This window comes from Hyphomicrobium sp. MC8b (genome assembly GCF_905067615.1).
Taxonomy (GTDB): domain Bacteria; phylum Pseudomonadota; class Alphaproteobacteria; order Rhizobiales; family Hyphomicrobiaceae; genus Hyphomicrobium_B.
In genome coordinates this window covers 3,452,835-3,466,273 of sequence record NZ_LR898465.1, presented here as the reverse complement: position 1 = coordinate 3,466,273, position 13,439 = coordinate 3,452,835, and the positions used below count along the sequence as shown (strand labels likewise).

The 13,439-nt window shown below is 61.3% G+C and carries 15 protein-coding genes; 10 read left to right on the top strand and 5 right to left on the bottom strand.

Features of this window, described 5'->3' with window-relative positions:
* The first annotated feature begins 101 nt into the window (after positions 1-101).
* From guaB to ACLB1Z_RS16720, 4 genes are all read left to right on the top strand, one after another.
* Positions 102-1,616, top strand: a complete 1,515-nt coding sequence (gene guaB, locus ACLB1Z_RS16735) for an IMP dehydrogenase (protein WP_409560852.1) — start codon at positions 102-104, stop codon at positions 1,614-1,616.
* A gap of 43 nt (positions 1,617-1,659) precedes the next feature.
* On the top strand, positions 1,660-2,082 hold the full coding sequence (locus ACLB1Z_RS16730) for an MAPEG family protein (protein WP_409560851.1): 423 nt from the start codon (positions 1,660-1,662) through the stop codon (positions 2,080-2,082).
* A gap of 13 nt (positions 2,083-2,095) precedes the next feature.
* Entirely contained in the window at positions 2,096-3,388 is a 1,293-nt protein-coding gene (locus ACLB1Z_RS16725; RefSeq protein ID WP_409560850.1) for an RsmB/NOP family class I SAM-dependent RNA methyltransferase, read from the top strand.
* 292 nt (positions 3,389-3,680) lie between these two features.
* Positions 3,681-4,265, top strand: a complete 585-nt coding sequence (locus ACLB1Z_RS16720) for an SET domain-containing protein (protein ID WP_409560849.1) — start codon at positions 3,681-3,683, stop codon at positions 4,263-4,265.
* Between the two features lie 16 nt (positions 4,266-4,281).
* Here the strand turns inward: ACLB1Z_RS16720 and ACLB1Z_RS16715 are convergent, their stop codons facing one another.
* On the bottom strand, positions 4,282-4,680 hold the full coding sequence (locus tag ACLB1Z_RS16715; RefSeq protein ID WP_409560848.1) for an SET domain-containing protein: 399 nt from the start codon (positions 4,678-4,680) through the stop codon (positions 4,282-4,284).
* A 111-nt stretch (positions 4,681-4,791) separates the two neighbouring features.
* On the opposite strand from ACLB1Z_RS16715, the gene ACLB1Z_RS16710 reads away from it, so the two are divergent.
* On the top strand, positions 4,792-5,241 hold the full coding sequence (locus ACLB1Z_RS16710) for a TspO/MBR family protein (protein WP_409560847.1): 450 nt from the start codon (positions 4,792-4,794) through the stop codon (positions 5,239-5,241).
* Positions 5,242-5,369: 128 nt separating this feature from the next.
* On the top strand, positions 5,370-6,917 hold the full coding sequence (gene guaA / locus ACLB1Z_RS16705; protein ID WP_409560846.1) for a glutamine-hydrolyzing GMP synthase: 1,548 nt from the start codon (positions 5,370-5,372) through the stop codon (positions 6,915-6,917).
* Positions 6,918-6,945: 28 nt separating this feature from the next.
* Here guaA and ACLB1Z_RS16700 read toward each other — a convergent pair whose 3' ends face one another.
* Positions 6,946-7,791, bottom strand: coding sequence for an oxidoreductase (locus ACLB1Z_RS16700; RefSeq protein ID WP_409560845.1), 846 nt, complete (start codon positions 7,789-7,791; stop codon positions 6,946-6,948).
* 49 nt (positions 7,792-7,840) lie between these two features.
* Here ACLB1Z_RS16700 and ACLB1Z_RS16695 point away from each other — a divergent pair, with 49 nt between their 5' ends.
* The 3 genes from ACLB1Z_RS16695 (at position 7,841) to ACLB1Z_RS16685 (ending at position 9,806) form a co-directional block, all read left to right on the top strand.
* On the top strand, positions 7,841-8,485 hold the full coding sequence (locus ACLB1Z_RS16695) for a TetR/AcrR family transcriptional regulator (protein WP_409560844.1): 645 nt from the start codon (positions 7,841-7,843) through the stop codon (positions 8,483-8,485).
* A 40-nt stretch (positions 8,486-8,525) separates the two neighbouring features.
* Positions 8,526-9,110, top strand: coding sequence for a TetR/AcrR family transcriptional regulator (locus tag ACLB1Z_RS16690; protein WP_409560843.1), 585 nt, complete (start codon positions 8,526-8,528; stop codon positions 9,108-9,110).
* Positions 9,111-9,230: 120 nt separating this feature from the next.
* On the top strand, positions 9,231-9,806 hold the full coding sequence (locus ACLB1Z_RS16685; RefSeq protein WP_409560842.1) for a DUF308 domain-containing protein: 576 nt from the start codon (positions 9,231-9,233) through the stop codon (positions 9,804-9,806).
* A 3-nt stretch (positions 9,807-9,809) separates the two neighbouring features.
* Here the strand turns inward: ACLB1Z_RS16685 and ACLB1Z_RS16680 are convergent, their stop codons facing one another.
* Positions 9,810-10,361 carry an alpha/beta hydrolase gene (locus tag ACLB1Z_RS16680; RefSeq protein WP_409560841.1) on the bottom strand — a complete coding sequence of 184 codons (552 nt, stop codon included), beginning with the start codon at positions 10,359-10,361 and terminating at the stop codon, positions 9,810-9,812.
* 393 nt (positions 10,362-10,754) lie between these two features.
* Here ACLB1Z_RS16680 and ACLB1Z_RS16675 point away from each other — a divergent pair, with 393 nt between their 5' ends.
* The gene (locus tag ACLB1Z_RS16675; RefSeq protein WP_409560840.1) at positions 10,755-12,059 is read left to right on the top strand and encodes an MFS transporter; all 1,305 of its coding nucleotides are present in this window, start codon (positions 10,755-10,757) and stop codon (positions 12,057-12,059) included.
* 170 nt (positions 12,060-12,229) lie between these two features.
* On the opposite strand, the gene ACLB1Z_RS16670 is transcribed toward ACLB1Z_RS16675, so the two are convergent.
* Both ACLB1Z_RS16670 and aat read right to left on the bottom strand, forming a co-directional pair.
* The gene (locus ACLB1Z_RS16670) at positions 12,230-12,490 is read right to left on the bottom strand and encodes a hypothetical protein (RefSeq protein ID WP_409560839.1); all 261 of its coding nucleotides are present in this window, start codon (positions 12,488-12,490) and stop codon (positions 12,230-12,232) included.
* Positions 12,491-12,763: 273 nt separating this feature from the next.
* Positions 12,764-13,435, bottom strand: a complete 672-nt coding sequence (gene aat, locus ACLB1Z_RS16665; protein ID WP_409560838.1) for a leucyl/phenylalanyl-tRNA--protein transferase — start codon at positions 13,433-13,435, stop codon at positions 12,764-12,766.
* Positions 13,436-13,439 lie beyond the last annotated feature (4 nt).

The window sequence follows — 13,439 nt, the reverse complement described above, 5'->3', positions numbered from 1 at the left end:
GAACGCTTCCAAGTCGGAAATCTTGGTGATATAGACCCCGCGACAGTGTTCCGCCCCAGGGGGCCTGAACGTGTCGCCCCCCAAAATCTGGAGAAGTCGGCATGACTTCGAGCCTATCCGCGCTCGATTCGGCGATCGCGCTTACCTTTGACGACGTTTTACTGGTGCCGGGTCCGTCCGACGTCATGCCAGGACAGACGGACGTCTCGGCCCAGCTGACCAAGAGTATTCGACTGAATATCCCGCTGCTGTCGTCCGCCATGGATACGGTGACCGAAGCGCGCCTCGCCATCGCTATGGCCCAGGAAGGTGGCATCGGCGTTCTTCATCGCAACCTCACCATCGAGGAGCAGGCCCGCCACGTCGCACAGGTCAAACGCTATGAAAGCGGCATCGTCCTCGATCCGGTAACGATCGCGCCGCAGAAATCTCTGCGTGACGCCCTGACGCTGATGGCAGAGAAGGGCGTGACCGGGGTGCCGGTCGTCGATAGCGGCCGCGAAGCGCCGGACGGCAGCGCCGGCAAGGGCAAGCTCGTCGGCATCCTGACCAACCGCGACGTCCGCTTCGCCACCGACCTCGACCAGCCCGTTTCGAAGTTCATGACGAAAGACAATCTGGTGACCGTCAAGCGCAACGTGTCGCCGGAGGATGCCAAGAAGCTTCTGCACAAGAACCGCATCGAAAAACTGATCGTTGTTGACGATCAGGGCAACTGTATCGGCCTCATCACCGTCAAGGACATCGAGAAGGCCGCCAAGCATCCGAATGCCTCGAAGGATGCCCAGGGACGCCTTCGCGTCGCCGCCGCGACGACCGTCGGCGAAGACGGCTTCGAGCGCACCGAACGTCTCATCGCGGCCGGTTGTGACGTCATTGTCGTCGATACAGCACACGGACATTCCATTAAGGTCATCGACGCCGTTGCGCGCATCAAGCGGCAGTCGAACAGCGTGCAGGTGATTGCCGGAAACGTCGCCACGGCCGACGCGACGAAGGCGTTGATCGACGCCGGAGCCGACGCTGTGAAAGTCGGCATCGGTCCGGGCTCGATCTGCACCACGCGCATCGTCGCGGGTGTTGGCGTGCCTCAGCTCACCGCCGTGATGGAATGCGCCAGGGAAGCCGCCCGTTATGGCGTGCCGGTGATCGCCGACGGCGGCATCCGCTTCTCCGGCGACATCGCCAAGGCCGTCGCCGCTGGCGCCTCGTGCGTGATGATCGGCTCGCTGCTTGCGGGCACGGACGAAGCGCCGGGCGAGACCTATCTCTATCAGGGCCGCACCTACAAGTCGTACCGGGGAATGGGCTCCGTGGGTGCCATGGCTCGCGGCTCGGCCGATCGCTACTTCCAGGCCGAGGTCCGCGATACGCTGAAGCTCGTTCCGGAAGGCATCGAAGGCCAGGTTCCCTACAAGGGGCCGATGGAAGCTGTCGTTCACCAGCTTGTCGGCGGCTTACGCGCGGGCATGGGCTATCTCGGAGCCAAGACCATTCCGGAACTGCAGAAGCGCGCCAAGTTCGTTCGCGTTTCGCCGGCCGGCATCCAGGAAAGCCACGCCCATGGCGTCATGATCACACGCGAAAGTCCGAACTATCCGGGCGTTGGCCGGTAATCTAATAGACTATATCGTCTGGCCAACTCGCGAGGACCACATCATGACAGTCACGGACTTTTTGCTGCCGGTCTTCGTTGAGGTGCTCCTGATCTTCGTGCTGATGGGTCTGATGGGGCGGGCGCGGCTCGGTAGCATCGCCCGCGGCGAAGTGAAACCGGAGGACGTTGCGCTCGACAGCCGGAACTACGGCCCGCGCGCGCGGCAGTTCGGAAACAGCTTCTCCAACCAGTTCGAGCTGCCGCTGCTGTTCTTCGCGTTGATCGCCTTCCTTCTGATCACGCGCGTCGGCGACCTGCTGCTACTCGTCCTGGCCTGGGTCTTCGTGCTCTCCCGCATCGTCCACGCCTACATCCACACGACGAGCAACGATGTCATGTGGCGCACGCGCGTCTATTCGCTGGGTGCCGTCGTCCTTTTCATCATGTGGCTCGTCTTCGCCATCAAAATTCTGACTGGCATCTAGAGATGTTTTTCCAATGAAAGCCGGTGCTCGGATCGCTGCGGCGATCGAGGTCTTGGAAGCGATCATCAATCGCTACCAGCCCGTTGCCATTGCCTTGACCGATTGGGGCAAGGCCCATCGTTTTGCCGGCTCCGGCGACCGCAACGCCATCGGCGGCCTCGTCTATGACGCCATGCGCCGCCGCGCGTCGATCTCCTGGGCTTTCGGAGAGGACACGCCCCGCGCGCTCGCGCTCGGCGCTGCGTCTTCTGCGCTGGGCCTGACGCCGGAAGCCGTCATCGCCGCGTGCGACGGCTCCGATCACTCGCCGCCACCACTAACTGAGACCGAGCAAGCTGGCCTGACACGCCCGCTCGACGGCGCGCCGCCTCACGTGCAGGCCGACATTCCCGAATGGCTTTGGCCGTCGTTCTCCGATCAGTTCGGCGCCGACGCAGTCGCCGAAGGCCAGGCGATGGCCCGCCGCGCCCCAGCCGACCTTCGCGTCAACTCGCTGAAGTCGACGCCGGAGAAGGTTCTGAAGGCGCTCGCAAGTTTCGGCGCCGAGCCATGCGGCCTGTCGCCGATCGGCATTCGCGTGCCGCCGCCCGTCGGTGCGCAGCGCACGCCGAACCTGCAGGCTGAGGCTGCCTTTCAGGCGGGCTGGTTCGAAATCCAGGACGAAGGCTCGCAGATCGCTGCGCTGATGTCTGGCGCCGGACCGCGCAAGCAGGTGCTCGATCTCTGTGCCGGTGCGGGCGGCAAGACGCTCGCGCTTGCGGCCCTGATGCAGAACACCGGTCAGATCTATGCCTACGATGCTGACCGCAACCAGCTTAAGCCGATCTTCGAGCGCATCAAGCGAGCGGGTGTCCGCAACGTTCAGGTGCTGCGTGCGGGCGACGAGGTGGCGGTTGATGCCCTCGGCCCGCGCTTCGATGTCGTCCTCGCGGACGCGCCATGCACCGGAACTGGAACCTGGCGCCGCCGACCGGACGCCAAGTGGCGGCTGAAACCGGAAGCATTGAAGGCGCGGATGGCAGAGCAGCAGTCCGTGCTGAAGCGAGCCGCGAGCCTCGTCAAACCGGGTGGCCAACTGCTTTATGTTACGTGTTCCATTCTTCCCGAAGAGAACACTGGGCAGATCGCGTGGTTTCTTGAAGGCAACGCCGACTTCTCCGTCATCCCGACGGCCGAAGTCTGGAAGGCGGCGTTCGCGAGCGAGCCTCCGCCGTCGGCCGACGCGCGCACCGACACGTTGTTGTTGACGCCCCACCGGCATGGCACCGACGGGTTCTTCATTGCGGCACTAGGCCGAAAGGCATAACCGAACTTTCGGCGGATTGATTTGCCGCCCGGGTTCGTCGCCTTGAAGCGCGCGGACAGATTTCCTCAGCACGCAAACTGCTGCCGGGAATAATTGTCCGCGCTCGTTACGCGCTGACATAAAATGTGAGCGGATTACTTGGTGACGGCGCCAAGAAACTCCGTTGACATCACAAGCCTTCAAACTATCTCATCAGGCGTTTGCCGCTGGCTCGCGGCAGATCGAGGGACCGCGGCTTTGTATGCGTATTTCACGCCGTGCCCACGCTCGTGAGGCCAATTGAGGTCAATGAATGAGCGGTAGGCCCCACTCCTTCCTCTCCCCGAAATGCGAAGTTCGTCCCGCACCGGATCGCGGCGGCCATACCGTCGTCGCCCGGCACACAATCGCCAAAGGCGAATTGATCGTGGTCTGGAGCGGAACGCTCGTAACCGGCGAGGAACTGAACGAAATGCCTCAGACCGTGAAGCGCTATTCGCTTCAGGTCGAGGAAAACCAGTATCTGGTCTCGCTGTCGGACTGCGAGCCGCCGGATTACGTCAACCATTGCTGCGATCCGAACTCCGGCCTCTCAGGCCAGATCACGCTCGTGGCGATGCGCGATATCTCGCCCGGCGAAGAGATCACCTACGACTACGCCATGAGCGACGGCTCGCCATACGACGAGTTTGCGTGCTCGTGCGGTTCGCCACACTGCCGTGGCCACGTGTCGGGACAGGACTGGATGCGCCCGGATCTCTGGCGGCGATACGCAGGATACTTTTCGCCGTATCTCCAGCGCCGCATTCTGGCCGGTCAGGCGCTCACGTCGCTGGCTGCGAGGCGGCGGCGATCGCTTCGCAAATCGGCGGCCGAGCCGATCATCATCCCTGGCTAGTAGCGCGTCGCGTGCGCTACTCCTGACCGCCGAGCTTCCGGTCGACGTGCGCGTCGAACGTCCGGTAGTCGCACGTGATTTCTTCCCCGGCGCGAATATCCCGCGAGGCGATGTCGTAACCCTCGATCGTGCCGGTCTCGTGCACGCCCTCGGTGTTCGGCTCGTCGGCGTGGTTCATGAAGCGGGCGTTGTCGGCGCAAAGCACGAACATGCCGCTGGCCTCGTGGAGATAGACGTGGTCGAGAAGGTTGGCGCGTGCGACCTCCGGCAGGCTTTCGATCTCGTCTTCCGTCAGCAGCCGATCGAAGTGTGCCATGAAGCGCCATGTCACGGTGCCCTTGGGAATGTCTTCCGCTGCAAAGAGCCCGATCCCGGCAATTTCGCTCAGACCAAGCCGGGTCTTTACCATCAGCATGAAATACAGTCCTTTCGATCATCGCGACGAAACCAATCGGCGTGCTCAACGATATGCATGCGCCCGCGTGAGGGTCAGTATTCGGTTCTGGTGAAATTGGGAGCTTCGAATTTGCGAAATCTAGGGTCGCTTGTCGTTTTCGCGGCATTGGTGGCGGCAGCCGCATCATCCGGGTCGGCTTTTATGCCGGGGGAGTGGTACGCCGCGCTGAATAAGCCATCCTGGACGCCGCCGAACTGGGTTTTTCCTGTCGCTTGGACAATTCTGTACATCCTGATCGCGATCGCTGGTTGGCTGGCTTGGCGGGCGGGCGGATGGACGCCGGCCATTCGGGCTTGGGGTGCTGGGCTTGTCCTGAATGCGCTGTGGTCATACCTCATGTTCGGACGCCACGACATCGCGCTCGCGCTTGTTGATCTTTGCGCGCTCTGGGCCACGGTCATTGTCTTTATCGTTACGGCTTGGCCCATCAGCCGCAGCGCGAGTTACCTGTTCCTGCCCTATTTCGCCTGGGTAACTTTTGCGGGTGCCCTGAATTTTGCCGTCTGGCAAATGAACTAGGACTTTTCATTTTCTGCCCCGCGGCGGATGGAGCGGGATGGGCTGTCGCAGGTGGCTCGAATTGGCGGGCGTTGCGACATGCCCCAACTTCGCGTAGGGGAAGGCCCTGAAGAAAGGGCCCACCCACTTTGACCGATTCCGTCCTCATCATCGACTTTGGCAGCCAAGTAACGCAGCTCATTGCACGACGTGTGCGGGAGGCGGGCGTCTACTCGGAAATTCACCCGTTCCAGAGCGCCGCCGAAGCGTTCCAGAAGCTGAAACCAAAGGCTGTGATTTTGTCGGGCGGTCCGGCGTCCGTCACTGAGGCAGACTCGCCACGGGCGCCGTCGGCAGTGTTCGAAGCAGGCGTGCCGGTGCTCGGAATTTGCTACGGCCAGCAGACCATGGCCGAACAACTCGGCGGCAAGGTTGAAAGCGGCCACGACCGCGAATTCGGCCGCGCCTTCCTCTCAATTGCGACGCACAGCCCGTTATTTGAAGGCGTCTGGTCGAAGGGCGAGCGCTATCAGGTCTGGATGAGCCACGGCGACCGCGTCACCAGTCTGCCGGAAGGTTTCGAAGTCATCGGCACCAGCGATAACGCGCCATTCGCCGCCGTGGCAGATGAGAACCGCCGCTTTTACGCCGTGCAGTTCCACCCCGAAGTCGTGCACACGCCCGACGGCGCCAGGCTGATCGCTAATTTCGTGCACAACATTGCAGGTCTGAAGTCCGATTGGACGATGTCGGCCTATCGCCGCGAAATGATCGCCAAAATCCAGAAACAGGTCGGCAAGAGCCGCGTGATTTGCGGGCTTTCAGGTGGCGTCGATAGCGCCGTCGCCGCCGTGCTGATCCATGAGGCGATTGGCGACCAGCTGACCTGCGTGTTCGTCGATCACGGCCTGATGCGGCTCGGCGAGGCGGACGAAGTCGTCGGCCTCTTCCGCGATCACTACAACATTCCGCTCGTGCACGTGGACGCGTCGGAGCAGTTCTTAAGCGCGCTCAGCGGTGTTTCCGATCCCGAGACGAAGCGCAAAACCATCGGCAAGCACTTCATCGACGTCTTCGAGGCCGAAGCCAAGAAGATCGGCGGCGCGGAGTTCCTGGCCCAGGGTACGCTCTATCCGGACGTCATCGAAAGCGTGTCGTTCACCGGCGGCCCGTCGGTCACGATCAAGTCGCATCACAACGTCGGCGGTTTGCCCGAGCGCATGAACATGAAGCTCGTTGAACCGCTGCGCGAACTGTTCAAAGACGAGGTGAGGGCGCTGGGCCGTGAACTTGGCCTGCCGGAAGCCTTCGTCGGTCGGCACCCATTTCCGGGGCCGGGTCTTGCCATCCGCATTCCCGGCGAGATCACGCGCGAAAAACTCGACATCCTGCGCAAGGCCGACGCTGTTTATCTCGACGAAATCCGCCGCGCCGGGCTTTACGATGCGATCTGGCAGGCGTTCGCCGTTCTGCTGCCTGTGCGCACTGTTGGCGTCATGGGCGACGGCCGCACCTACGACCACGTTCTCGGCCTGCGCGCCGTCACATCCGTCGATGGCATGACCGCCGACTTCTTCCACTTCGACATGGCGTTCTTGGGCCGCGTCGCCACCCGCATCATCAACGAGGTCCGCGGCGTCAACCGCGTCGTCTATGACGTCACGTCAAAGCCGCCCGGCACGATCGAGTGGGAATGACCGACAGCCGATAGCTGCCGGTTGCCGCTCATGCCGCGAAATTGGTCGAGCGAGAAAGCGCTTCCCATGCGCCGATTTCGGTTTGCATGTCTCCAAGCTTCTGTTCGACCAGGCCCAGGGCATCATCGCCGAGAAATAGCCGCGTTGGCGGGTTTTCGGCATTGACGAGTGCAAGCAACGCTTGGGCAGCCTTTGCCGGATCGCCGGGCTGGTTGCCACTCTTCGCCTGCCGTGCCGCGCGGATCGGATCCATGACGCGGTCGTAGTCGGCAATGCTTCGTGGCGTACGGTCCATCGACCGGCCGGCCCAATCGGTCCGAAATTGTCCAGGTGCAAGCGTCGTCACACGGATGCCGAATGACGCAACTTCCTTGCCGAGCGATTCCGAGATGCCCTCAAGCGCAAATTTGCTGCCGCAATAGAAGCTGATCCCCGGCATCGTGATGAAGCCGCCCATCGAGGTCACGTTGATGATGTGACCCCGCCGGCGTTTTCTCATGCCGGGCAAGACCGCTTTGATCATCGCCACCGGACCGAACACGTTGGCGGCGAACTGCCGTTGCAGATCTGTGATGGAGGATTCCTCCAGCACGCCCTCATGGCCATAGCCGGCGTTGTTCACGAGCACGTCGATCCGACCGGCGCGCCGCTCCGCCGCGGACACGGCGTCGGGCACAGCATCGTACATGGTGATATCGAGCACGACGGGATGCGCAAGGTTCGGCGCAAGAGCTGCAAACGCGTCGGCGTCTTCCGCTCGGCGCACGGTGCCGATCACGCGATGTCCGGCGTCCATCGCACCTTTCGCGAAGGCGCGGCCAAGACCGGAGCTGACGCCGGTGATGAGGAAGGTTTTAGGTTCGGTTGCTGACATACGAATAGCTCCCACTAGTAAACAATTTATATCATGATATAGTTTGTCAATGACATCTCGCAAGAGCCAAAAGCCAGCCAGCCCGCGGGGCGAGCAGGTTCGCCAGCGCATACTCGATGCCGCCGAACGCTTGCTGCGCCAGGGCAATGCCGAGTTTTCAATGCGCGATCTCGCGGCTGAGGCCTCCGTCAGCTTCGCCACGCCGTTCAACCAATTCGGCAGCAAGCTTGCGATCATGCACGCGCTTTCGGGGCGACGCATTGACTCGATGGAAGCGTTGCTGAGCAGCGGCTGCCCGGCAGGCGACGCGATTGATCGCGTGTTCTTCGCCACCGACGCCGCAGCGTCCGTGATGGTGCTGGAGCCGGTTGTGAACCGGGCTGTCATGGGGTCGCTTGGCGCCCCCGGCTCTACGCCCGGAACGGTCTTGGAGCGCTCCGCGAAGCTATGGGCGACGGCGCTTGATCGTGGCGATGGCCTGTCGGGGGCTCATCGCGCTGAAGCGCTCGACATTCTGCCAAAGCAACTCGCGTTTGGATTTCGCGGAGTTTTGTCTTTTTGGACTGCGGGCGAATTGAATGACGCCGATCTCGCGCCCGCGGCGAAACGGGTGGCCGCGACGCTCATGCTCGGCTTCGCCGATCCACGTCGGCGTGCAGCGCTGATCCAAGCCGCGATCCCTCATGCAAAATAAAGAATTGACATGCTGATCTACTAGAAGGTAGACAGAAGCTATGAGCAACGTATCAACCACCGCTGACGATATTCTGGCCTGCGCACGCACTCTCATTATCGCAGGGGGCTATAACGGCTTCAGTTACGCCGATATCGCCGACGTTGTTGGCATTCGCAAGCCAAGCATCCACCATCACTTTCCGAGCAAAGTCGATCTCGTCCGCACGCTCGTGTCCCGTTATCGCCAAGAAGCCGAAGACGGGATTGCTGAACTGGAACGGAATATCTCGGATCCTGTCGAATTGCTGCAGGCGTACGCTGGGTACTGGAAGGCATGCATCACAGATGCGAGCGCCCCGTTCTGTGTGTGCGCTCTGCTCGCAGGCGAACTTCCCGTGCTTCCAGAAGAAATTGCACTTGAAGTGCGGGGGCATTTCCGCGCGCTATCGACGTGGCTCACATCCGTCTTTGAGCGTGGGATGCAGCTCGGCAGCCTTCGGCTCTCAAGTTCTCCGCGCGTAGAGGCTGAGGTCTTCATAGCCACCATTCACGGAGCCATGCTTTCCGCGCGAGCCTATGGAGATCCCCAAGTCTTCGGGCAGATCACCAACCCGCTTCTCGACCGAGTTTCCGTTCGGCACTGAGGCGTCCTGCGAAGGATCAGGGGGGCCTCACTGAATTCACACGACGAGGCAGATAGTCGAACTCTTTTACCGCCGTTATTTTGCTTGCTTAACCTACCAACTAGTAGAAAGGACGTCAGTATGTCTACTCAATACGCGGAGATTTCCGCCGTCACCGAAGAGCGTTGGCTCAAGCAATACTATTTTATTCGAGGTGCGTTTTCGGTGCTGTGGGTCGCGTTGGCTCTGACAGCCGGACAGCAGGAAGGCGCGATCGCTGCCGCTTTGCTCATCATTTATCCGGCGTGGGATGCCTTGGCGAACTATGTCGACGCGGCGCGGAGCGGGGGCCTTGGGCAAAATCGCACACAGGCCATCAACGTTTTCGTCAGCGTCGCAACGGCGGCGGCTGTGGTCGTGTCGTTGCAGTCAGGCATGAGTGAGGTGCTCGGTGCTTTCGGCGTTTGGGCGATCCTCGCTGGCTTGCTTCAGCTCGGGACGGCCCTTGGCCGCTGGAAGACCTACGGCGCACAGTGGGCGATGGTTTTGAGCGGCGCTCAGTCGGCAGTGGCCGGAGGCCTCTTCATTTCGCGCTCGACGATGGCCACGCCGCACTCGATCAGCGACATTGCGGGTTACGCTGGCGTGGGTGCGCTTTACTTCCTGATTTCGGCAGGTTGGTTGGCCGTTCGGGACTGGCGCAACAAGGCCGCGTGACGGCTATCGCTTCAGTGTGTCGCCAATATGAGCATCGATCCAACTGCTGACGATGCCGACGACTTTGTCTTCGATGCCGTAGTATCCATGCGGACTAAGAGAGCCGCACGCACGGTTTGATCGATCGGTGCCACCGCTGACTTCGACGACGCGGACATCAGGAGAATGGATCATCGCTGCGGCGATCTTAGTGGCGTCGCTCGGAGGCGCCACGTCGCAGCGGTCATCCTTGTTAGCGACGATGAGTGCGGGCACGCGAATACCATCCAGGCCTGCATCGAATACGGTCTCATGGCTGCCGCCACGCACCGAAACGGACTCTGTCAGAATAACCCCTGCAATCGTACCGGCTGGTGCGTGTGCTGCTCCGTTGGCCGCCGCAATGGACCCTTGGCTCGTACCGAGGAGAAACACCGGAAGCGCGACCTGCGTCCGGGCATATTGGATCAAGTCGTCCACGACGGCCGCGTATTCCAGAGAACTTCGCGCACCGCGTAAACTTTCACGATTGATCCAGTCGGGTATCAACACGGCGTAGCCTTTGGCTAACCACATATCGCGCGTTCGAACCACGAAGTTGTGACCATGACGGATATCGCCGTTGCGCGCTAATCCGACATCCCCCGCGCCTCCTGGCAGCATGACAATTGTGGCCCGCGGTGAGGGCGGTGCGACGTAAAGAGTATGCTGATGCTTACCGGAACTAAGCTTCAAACCGATGATACGTTCACCGCTATTATCGGCGTCCGCCAAAGCCGGCGTTGAGAGAACAAGCGCACAGATTGTGGCCAAGCCCCAAGACGGGATGAATGTCTTTATCGTCATCGTCGAAAAACAAGTACCGGGCTAATGGAACAGCGTGATTGCCGTGGTCGCCAGCTCTGTGCCACTCTGAGCATGAACAGGAACTGGACGACACGCAAACGCCGCCGATCCGATTGATATCCGATGAGTTCGCCGAACATTCTGACCGACGCAGAGCCCGCCAACGCGTCGGATCGCACACGGCGCATGCGCAAGCTTGCCGTTACGCTCTTGGTGCTGGCGGGTTGCGTCAATTATTTTGACCGCGCCGCCCTTGCCGTCGGCAATCCGGAAATTCGCGCCGAGCTTGGACTGTCCTACAGCGAAATGGGCTTGCTGCTGTCGGCTTTCGCGTGGAGCTACGGCCTCGCGCAAATTCCCGCCGGCGTGCTCGTCGATCGATTCGGCCCTCGCAAAGCCCTCGGCGTCGGAATGGTGCTTTGGTCGTTCGCGCAAATCGCCGGAGGCCTCGTTCATTCGTTGCACCAGTTTCTCACCGCGCGTGTCGCGCTGGGCCTCGGCGAGTCGCCGATGTATATCGGCGGCACGCGGGTCTGCGCCGACTGGTTTCCGCTGAAGCGCCGTGCGCTCCCGATTGCGATCTTCAATTCATCATCCGCGCTGGCACCTGCCTTGGCGCCGCCGATCTTGACGATGCTGATGCTCGCGCACGGCTGGCGCGTGATGTTCATTATCGCGGGCCTTGCCGGTTTCGTCGTTGCGGCGCTTTGGATGATCTATTATCGCGCCCCGAAAGATGCTGGCATTCCCGCAGCCGACATCGATGAAATACATCGCGATGACGGCGCTGCGATCCCGCACGTCGGCTGGACGCAAGTTCTCTGGCTGCTGCGCTTTCCGACGACGTGGGGCATGTTCCTCGGGTTCTTCGGCGTCGTTTACATCTCGTGGCTCTACGCGACCTGGTTGCCAGGATACCTAGAGATTGCGCGCCATCAGTCGATCGCGAACGCCGGGATCTGGTCCGCGATCCCGCTCGCGGCAGGCTTTGTCGGTGCCGTCGCTGGTGGGGTGATCTCTGACCGGCTTGGCCGCCTCGGAGGCATCGATGCCGCCGGCACCTGCCGATTGCCCGTCATCGTTGGATTGATCGTCGCCGGAATTGCTACGATCGCTGCGGTCTACGTCGCCGACTTGTGGACGGCGATCGCGCTCATGTCGCTCGGACTTTTTGCGGCCAACGTCGCTTCAAGTTGCGGTTGGGCACTTGCCGCCGTGATCGCTCCGGTCAACGCCGTCGCGACTCTCGAAGCGATCCAGAACGTCGGCGGTTCCGTCGGCGGATCGCTGGCGCCACTCGTGAGCGGCATCCTGCTTCAGCATTCAGGCTCGTTCGTGCCTGCATTCGTGCTCGCGGGCGCTATAGCGTTTGCCTGCGCTGCAATCTATTGGTCGATGACTCAGAGGAGAATTACGGCGCCCACCTAGTCCGAATAGGCGTATTGGCAGCGCCCTAAGAACAGGACCGGCAATATCGGGACCATTTACAGGATGAGAAGATGCGCGACGTCGCGATCTTCTTTGCAAGGTCTGATTTTAAGAAATCGCCCCGCAGCCGCTAAGCTACGAGGCGATTGATCCGAGAGCGTGTCGGACGATCACCAGCCGCGTCGGCAGACATAGAACTTCCGCTTCCAATAGTAATCGCCGGTGGCGAGCCAGCGGTCGTAGAGATAACCGCAGCCGACGCCAGTATTGGCGATAATGATCCCGGGCCTCCGATGATGATGGAAGAAGTGGTTGTGCATGGAGTTATTATGCATTTGCATATGCTTTCCGCCCGCGTTCGCGGCCGAAATGCCGCCAGTCAACGCGGCGACTGCAACGACTGCGGCGAGTGCAAAGGACGTCTTTGACATAGGTATCGTTCTCCGTGAACAGAAGTTCGTTTTGCCAAAGCACGGGGGTGTGTTTTGGCAATCCAGAGCGCTGCGCGCTCAGGAACGGAGAATTGACAGGTGCGAGGGTGACCAACAGTTCCGGCTGGAACACAGCTCACGAATTCCGTTGCGACGTCATTTCCTCAAGCGCAGCGACTCGAGCCACCGGTGCCTGCCCGAACGAAGTCACGATAGAGCCGTGGCCCACACACGGATGTTGTGGTCAGGTGACAGGGAATGACCGCTGAAGCCTTAGGGATGCTCGGCAAAAATTTCCGCGACTTCGAGCCCAGTGGCATCGCGCGGTAGCGAGAAGAAGTTGGCCTCTTTGCCCAACGCCTTCTCCAATTCGCGCTGGAACGTCATCCGGTCGAGTTCGATCGTGCCGAACTGCCGAAGGTGATCCGTCACGAATTGCGTGTCGAGCAGCGTAAATCCACCCTTGATGAGACGCGCCGCGAGATGCACCAGCGCGATCTTCGAGGCATCACGCTCCGTCGAAAACATGCTTTCGCCGAAGAACGCGCTTTTCAACGCTACGCCGTAAAGTCCGCCGACCATCTTGTTGCCGTTCCAGACCTCGACCGTATGGCAGGCGCCAAGGTCGAACAGCTCGCGATAGAGCGAACGGATTCGGCCGTTGATCCAGGTCGACATCCGCCCGGCGCGCGGCGCGGCGCAGCCGTCGATGACACCGTCATAATCGTTGTCGACCTTGACGGTGAATGGCGTGGTGCGGACCGTGCGCATGAGGCGTTTCGGGATATGTAGGCCGTTGAGCGGTAGCACACCGCGCTGCTGCGGCTCGATCCAATAGAGCGCGGGATCGTCGGCACTTTCCGCCATCGGGAAAATGCCACAGCTATACGCCTTCAGGAGAACCTGCGGCGTAATCTCGAACATCGGGTCGTCGCGCGACGCCATGCTG

Excerpts from the sequence above, each read along its gene's own strand:
- guaB (WP_409560852.1), top strand. The coding sequence starts at position 102 with ATGACTTCGAGCCTATCCGCGCTCGATTCGGCGATCGCGCTTACCTTT.
- ACLB1Z_RS16730 (WP_409560851.1), top strand. The coding sequence starts at position 1,660 with ATGACAGTCACGGACTTTTTGCTGCCGGTCTTCGTTGAGGTGCTCCTG.
- ACLB1Z_RS16725 (WP_409560850.1), top strand. The coding sequence starts at position 2,096 with ATGAAAGCCGGTGCTCGGATCGCTGCGGCGATCGAGGTCTTGGAAGCG.
- ACLB1Z_RS16720 (WP_409560849.1), top strand. The coding sequence starts at position 3,681 with ATGAGCGGTAGGCCCCACTCCTTCCTCTCCCCGAAATGCGAAGTTCGT.
- ACLB1Z_RS16715 (WP_409560848.1), bottom strand. The coding sequence starts at position 4,680 with ATGCTGATGGTAAAGACCCGGCTTGGTCTGAGCGAAATTGCCGGGATC.
- ACLB1Z_RS16700 (WP_409560845.1), bottom strand. The coding sequence starts at position 7,791 with ATGTCAGCAACCGAACCTAAAACCTTCCTCATCACCGGCGTCAGCTCC.
- ACLB1Z_RS16695 (WP_409560844.1), top strand. The coding sequence starts at position 7,841 with ATGACATCTCGCAAGAGCCAAAAGCCAGCCAGCCCGCGGGGCGAGCAG.
- ACLB1Z_RS16690 (WP_409560843.1), top strand. The coding sequence starts at position 8,526 with ATGAGCAACGTATCAACCACCGCTGACGATATTCTGGCCTGCGCACGC.
- ACLB1Z_RS16685 (WP_409560842.1), top strand. The coding sequence starts at position 9,231 with ATGTCTACTCAATACGCGGAGATTTCCGCCGTCACCGAAGAGCGTTGG.
- ACLB1Z_RS16680 (WP_409560841.1), bottom strand. The coding sequence starts at position 10,361 with ATGTGGTTAGCCAAAGGCTACGCCGTGTTGATACCCGACTGGATCAAT.
- ACLB1Z_RS16675 (WP_409560840.1), top strand. The coding sequence starts at position 10,755 with ATGAGTTCGCCGAACATTCTGACCGACGCAGAGCCCGCCAACGCGTCG.
- ACLB1Z_RS16670 (WP_409560839.1), bottom strand. The coding sequence starts at position 12,490 with ATGTCAAAGACGTCCTTTGCACTCGCCGCAGTCGTTGCAGTCGCCGCG.
- aat (WP_409560838.1), bottom strand. The coding sequence starts at position 13,435 with ATGGCGTCGCGCGACGACCCGATGTTCGAGATTACGCCGCAGGTTCTC.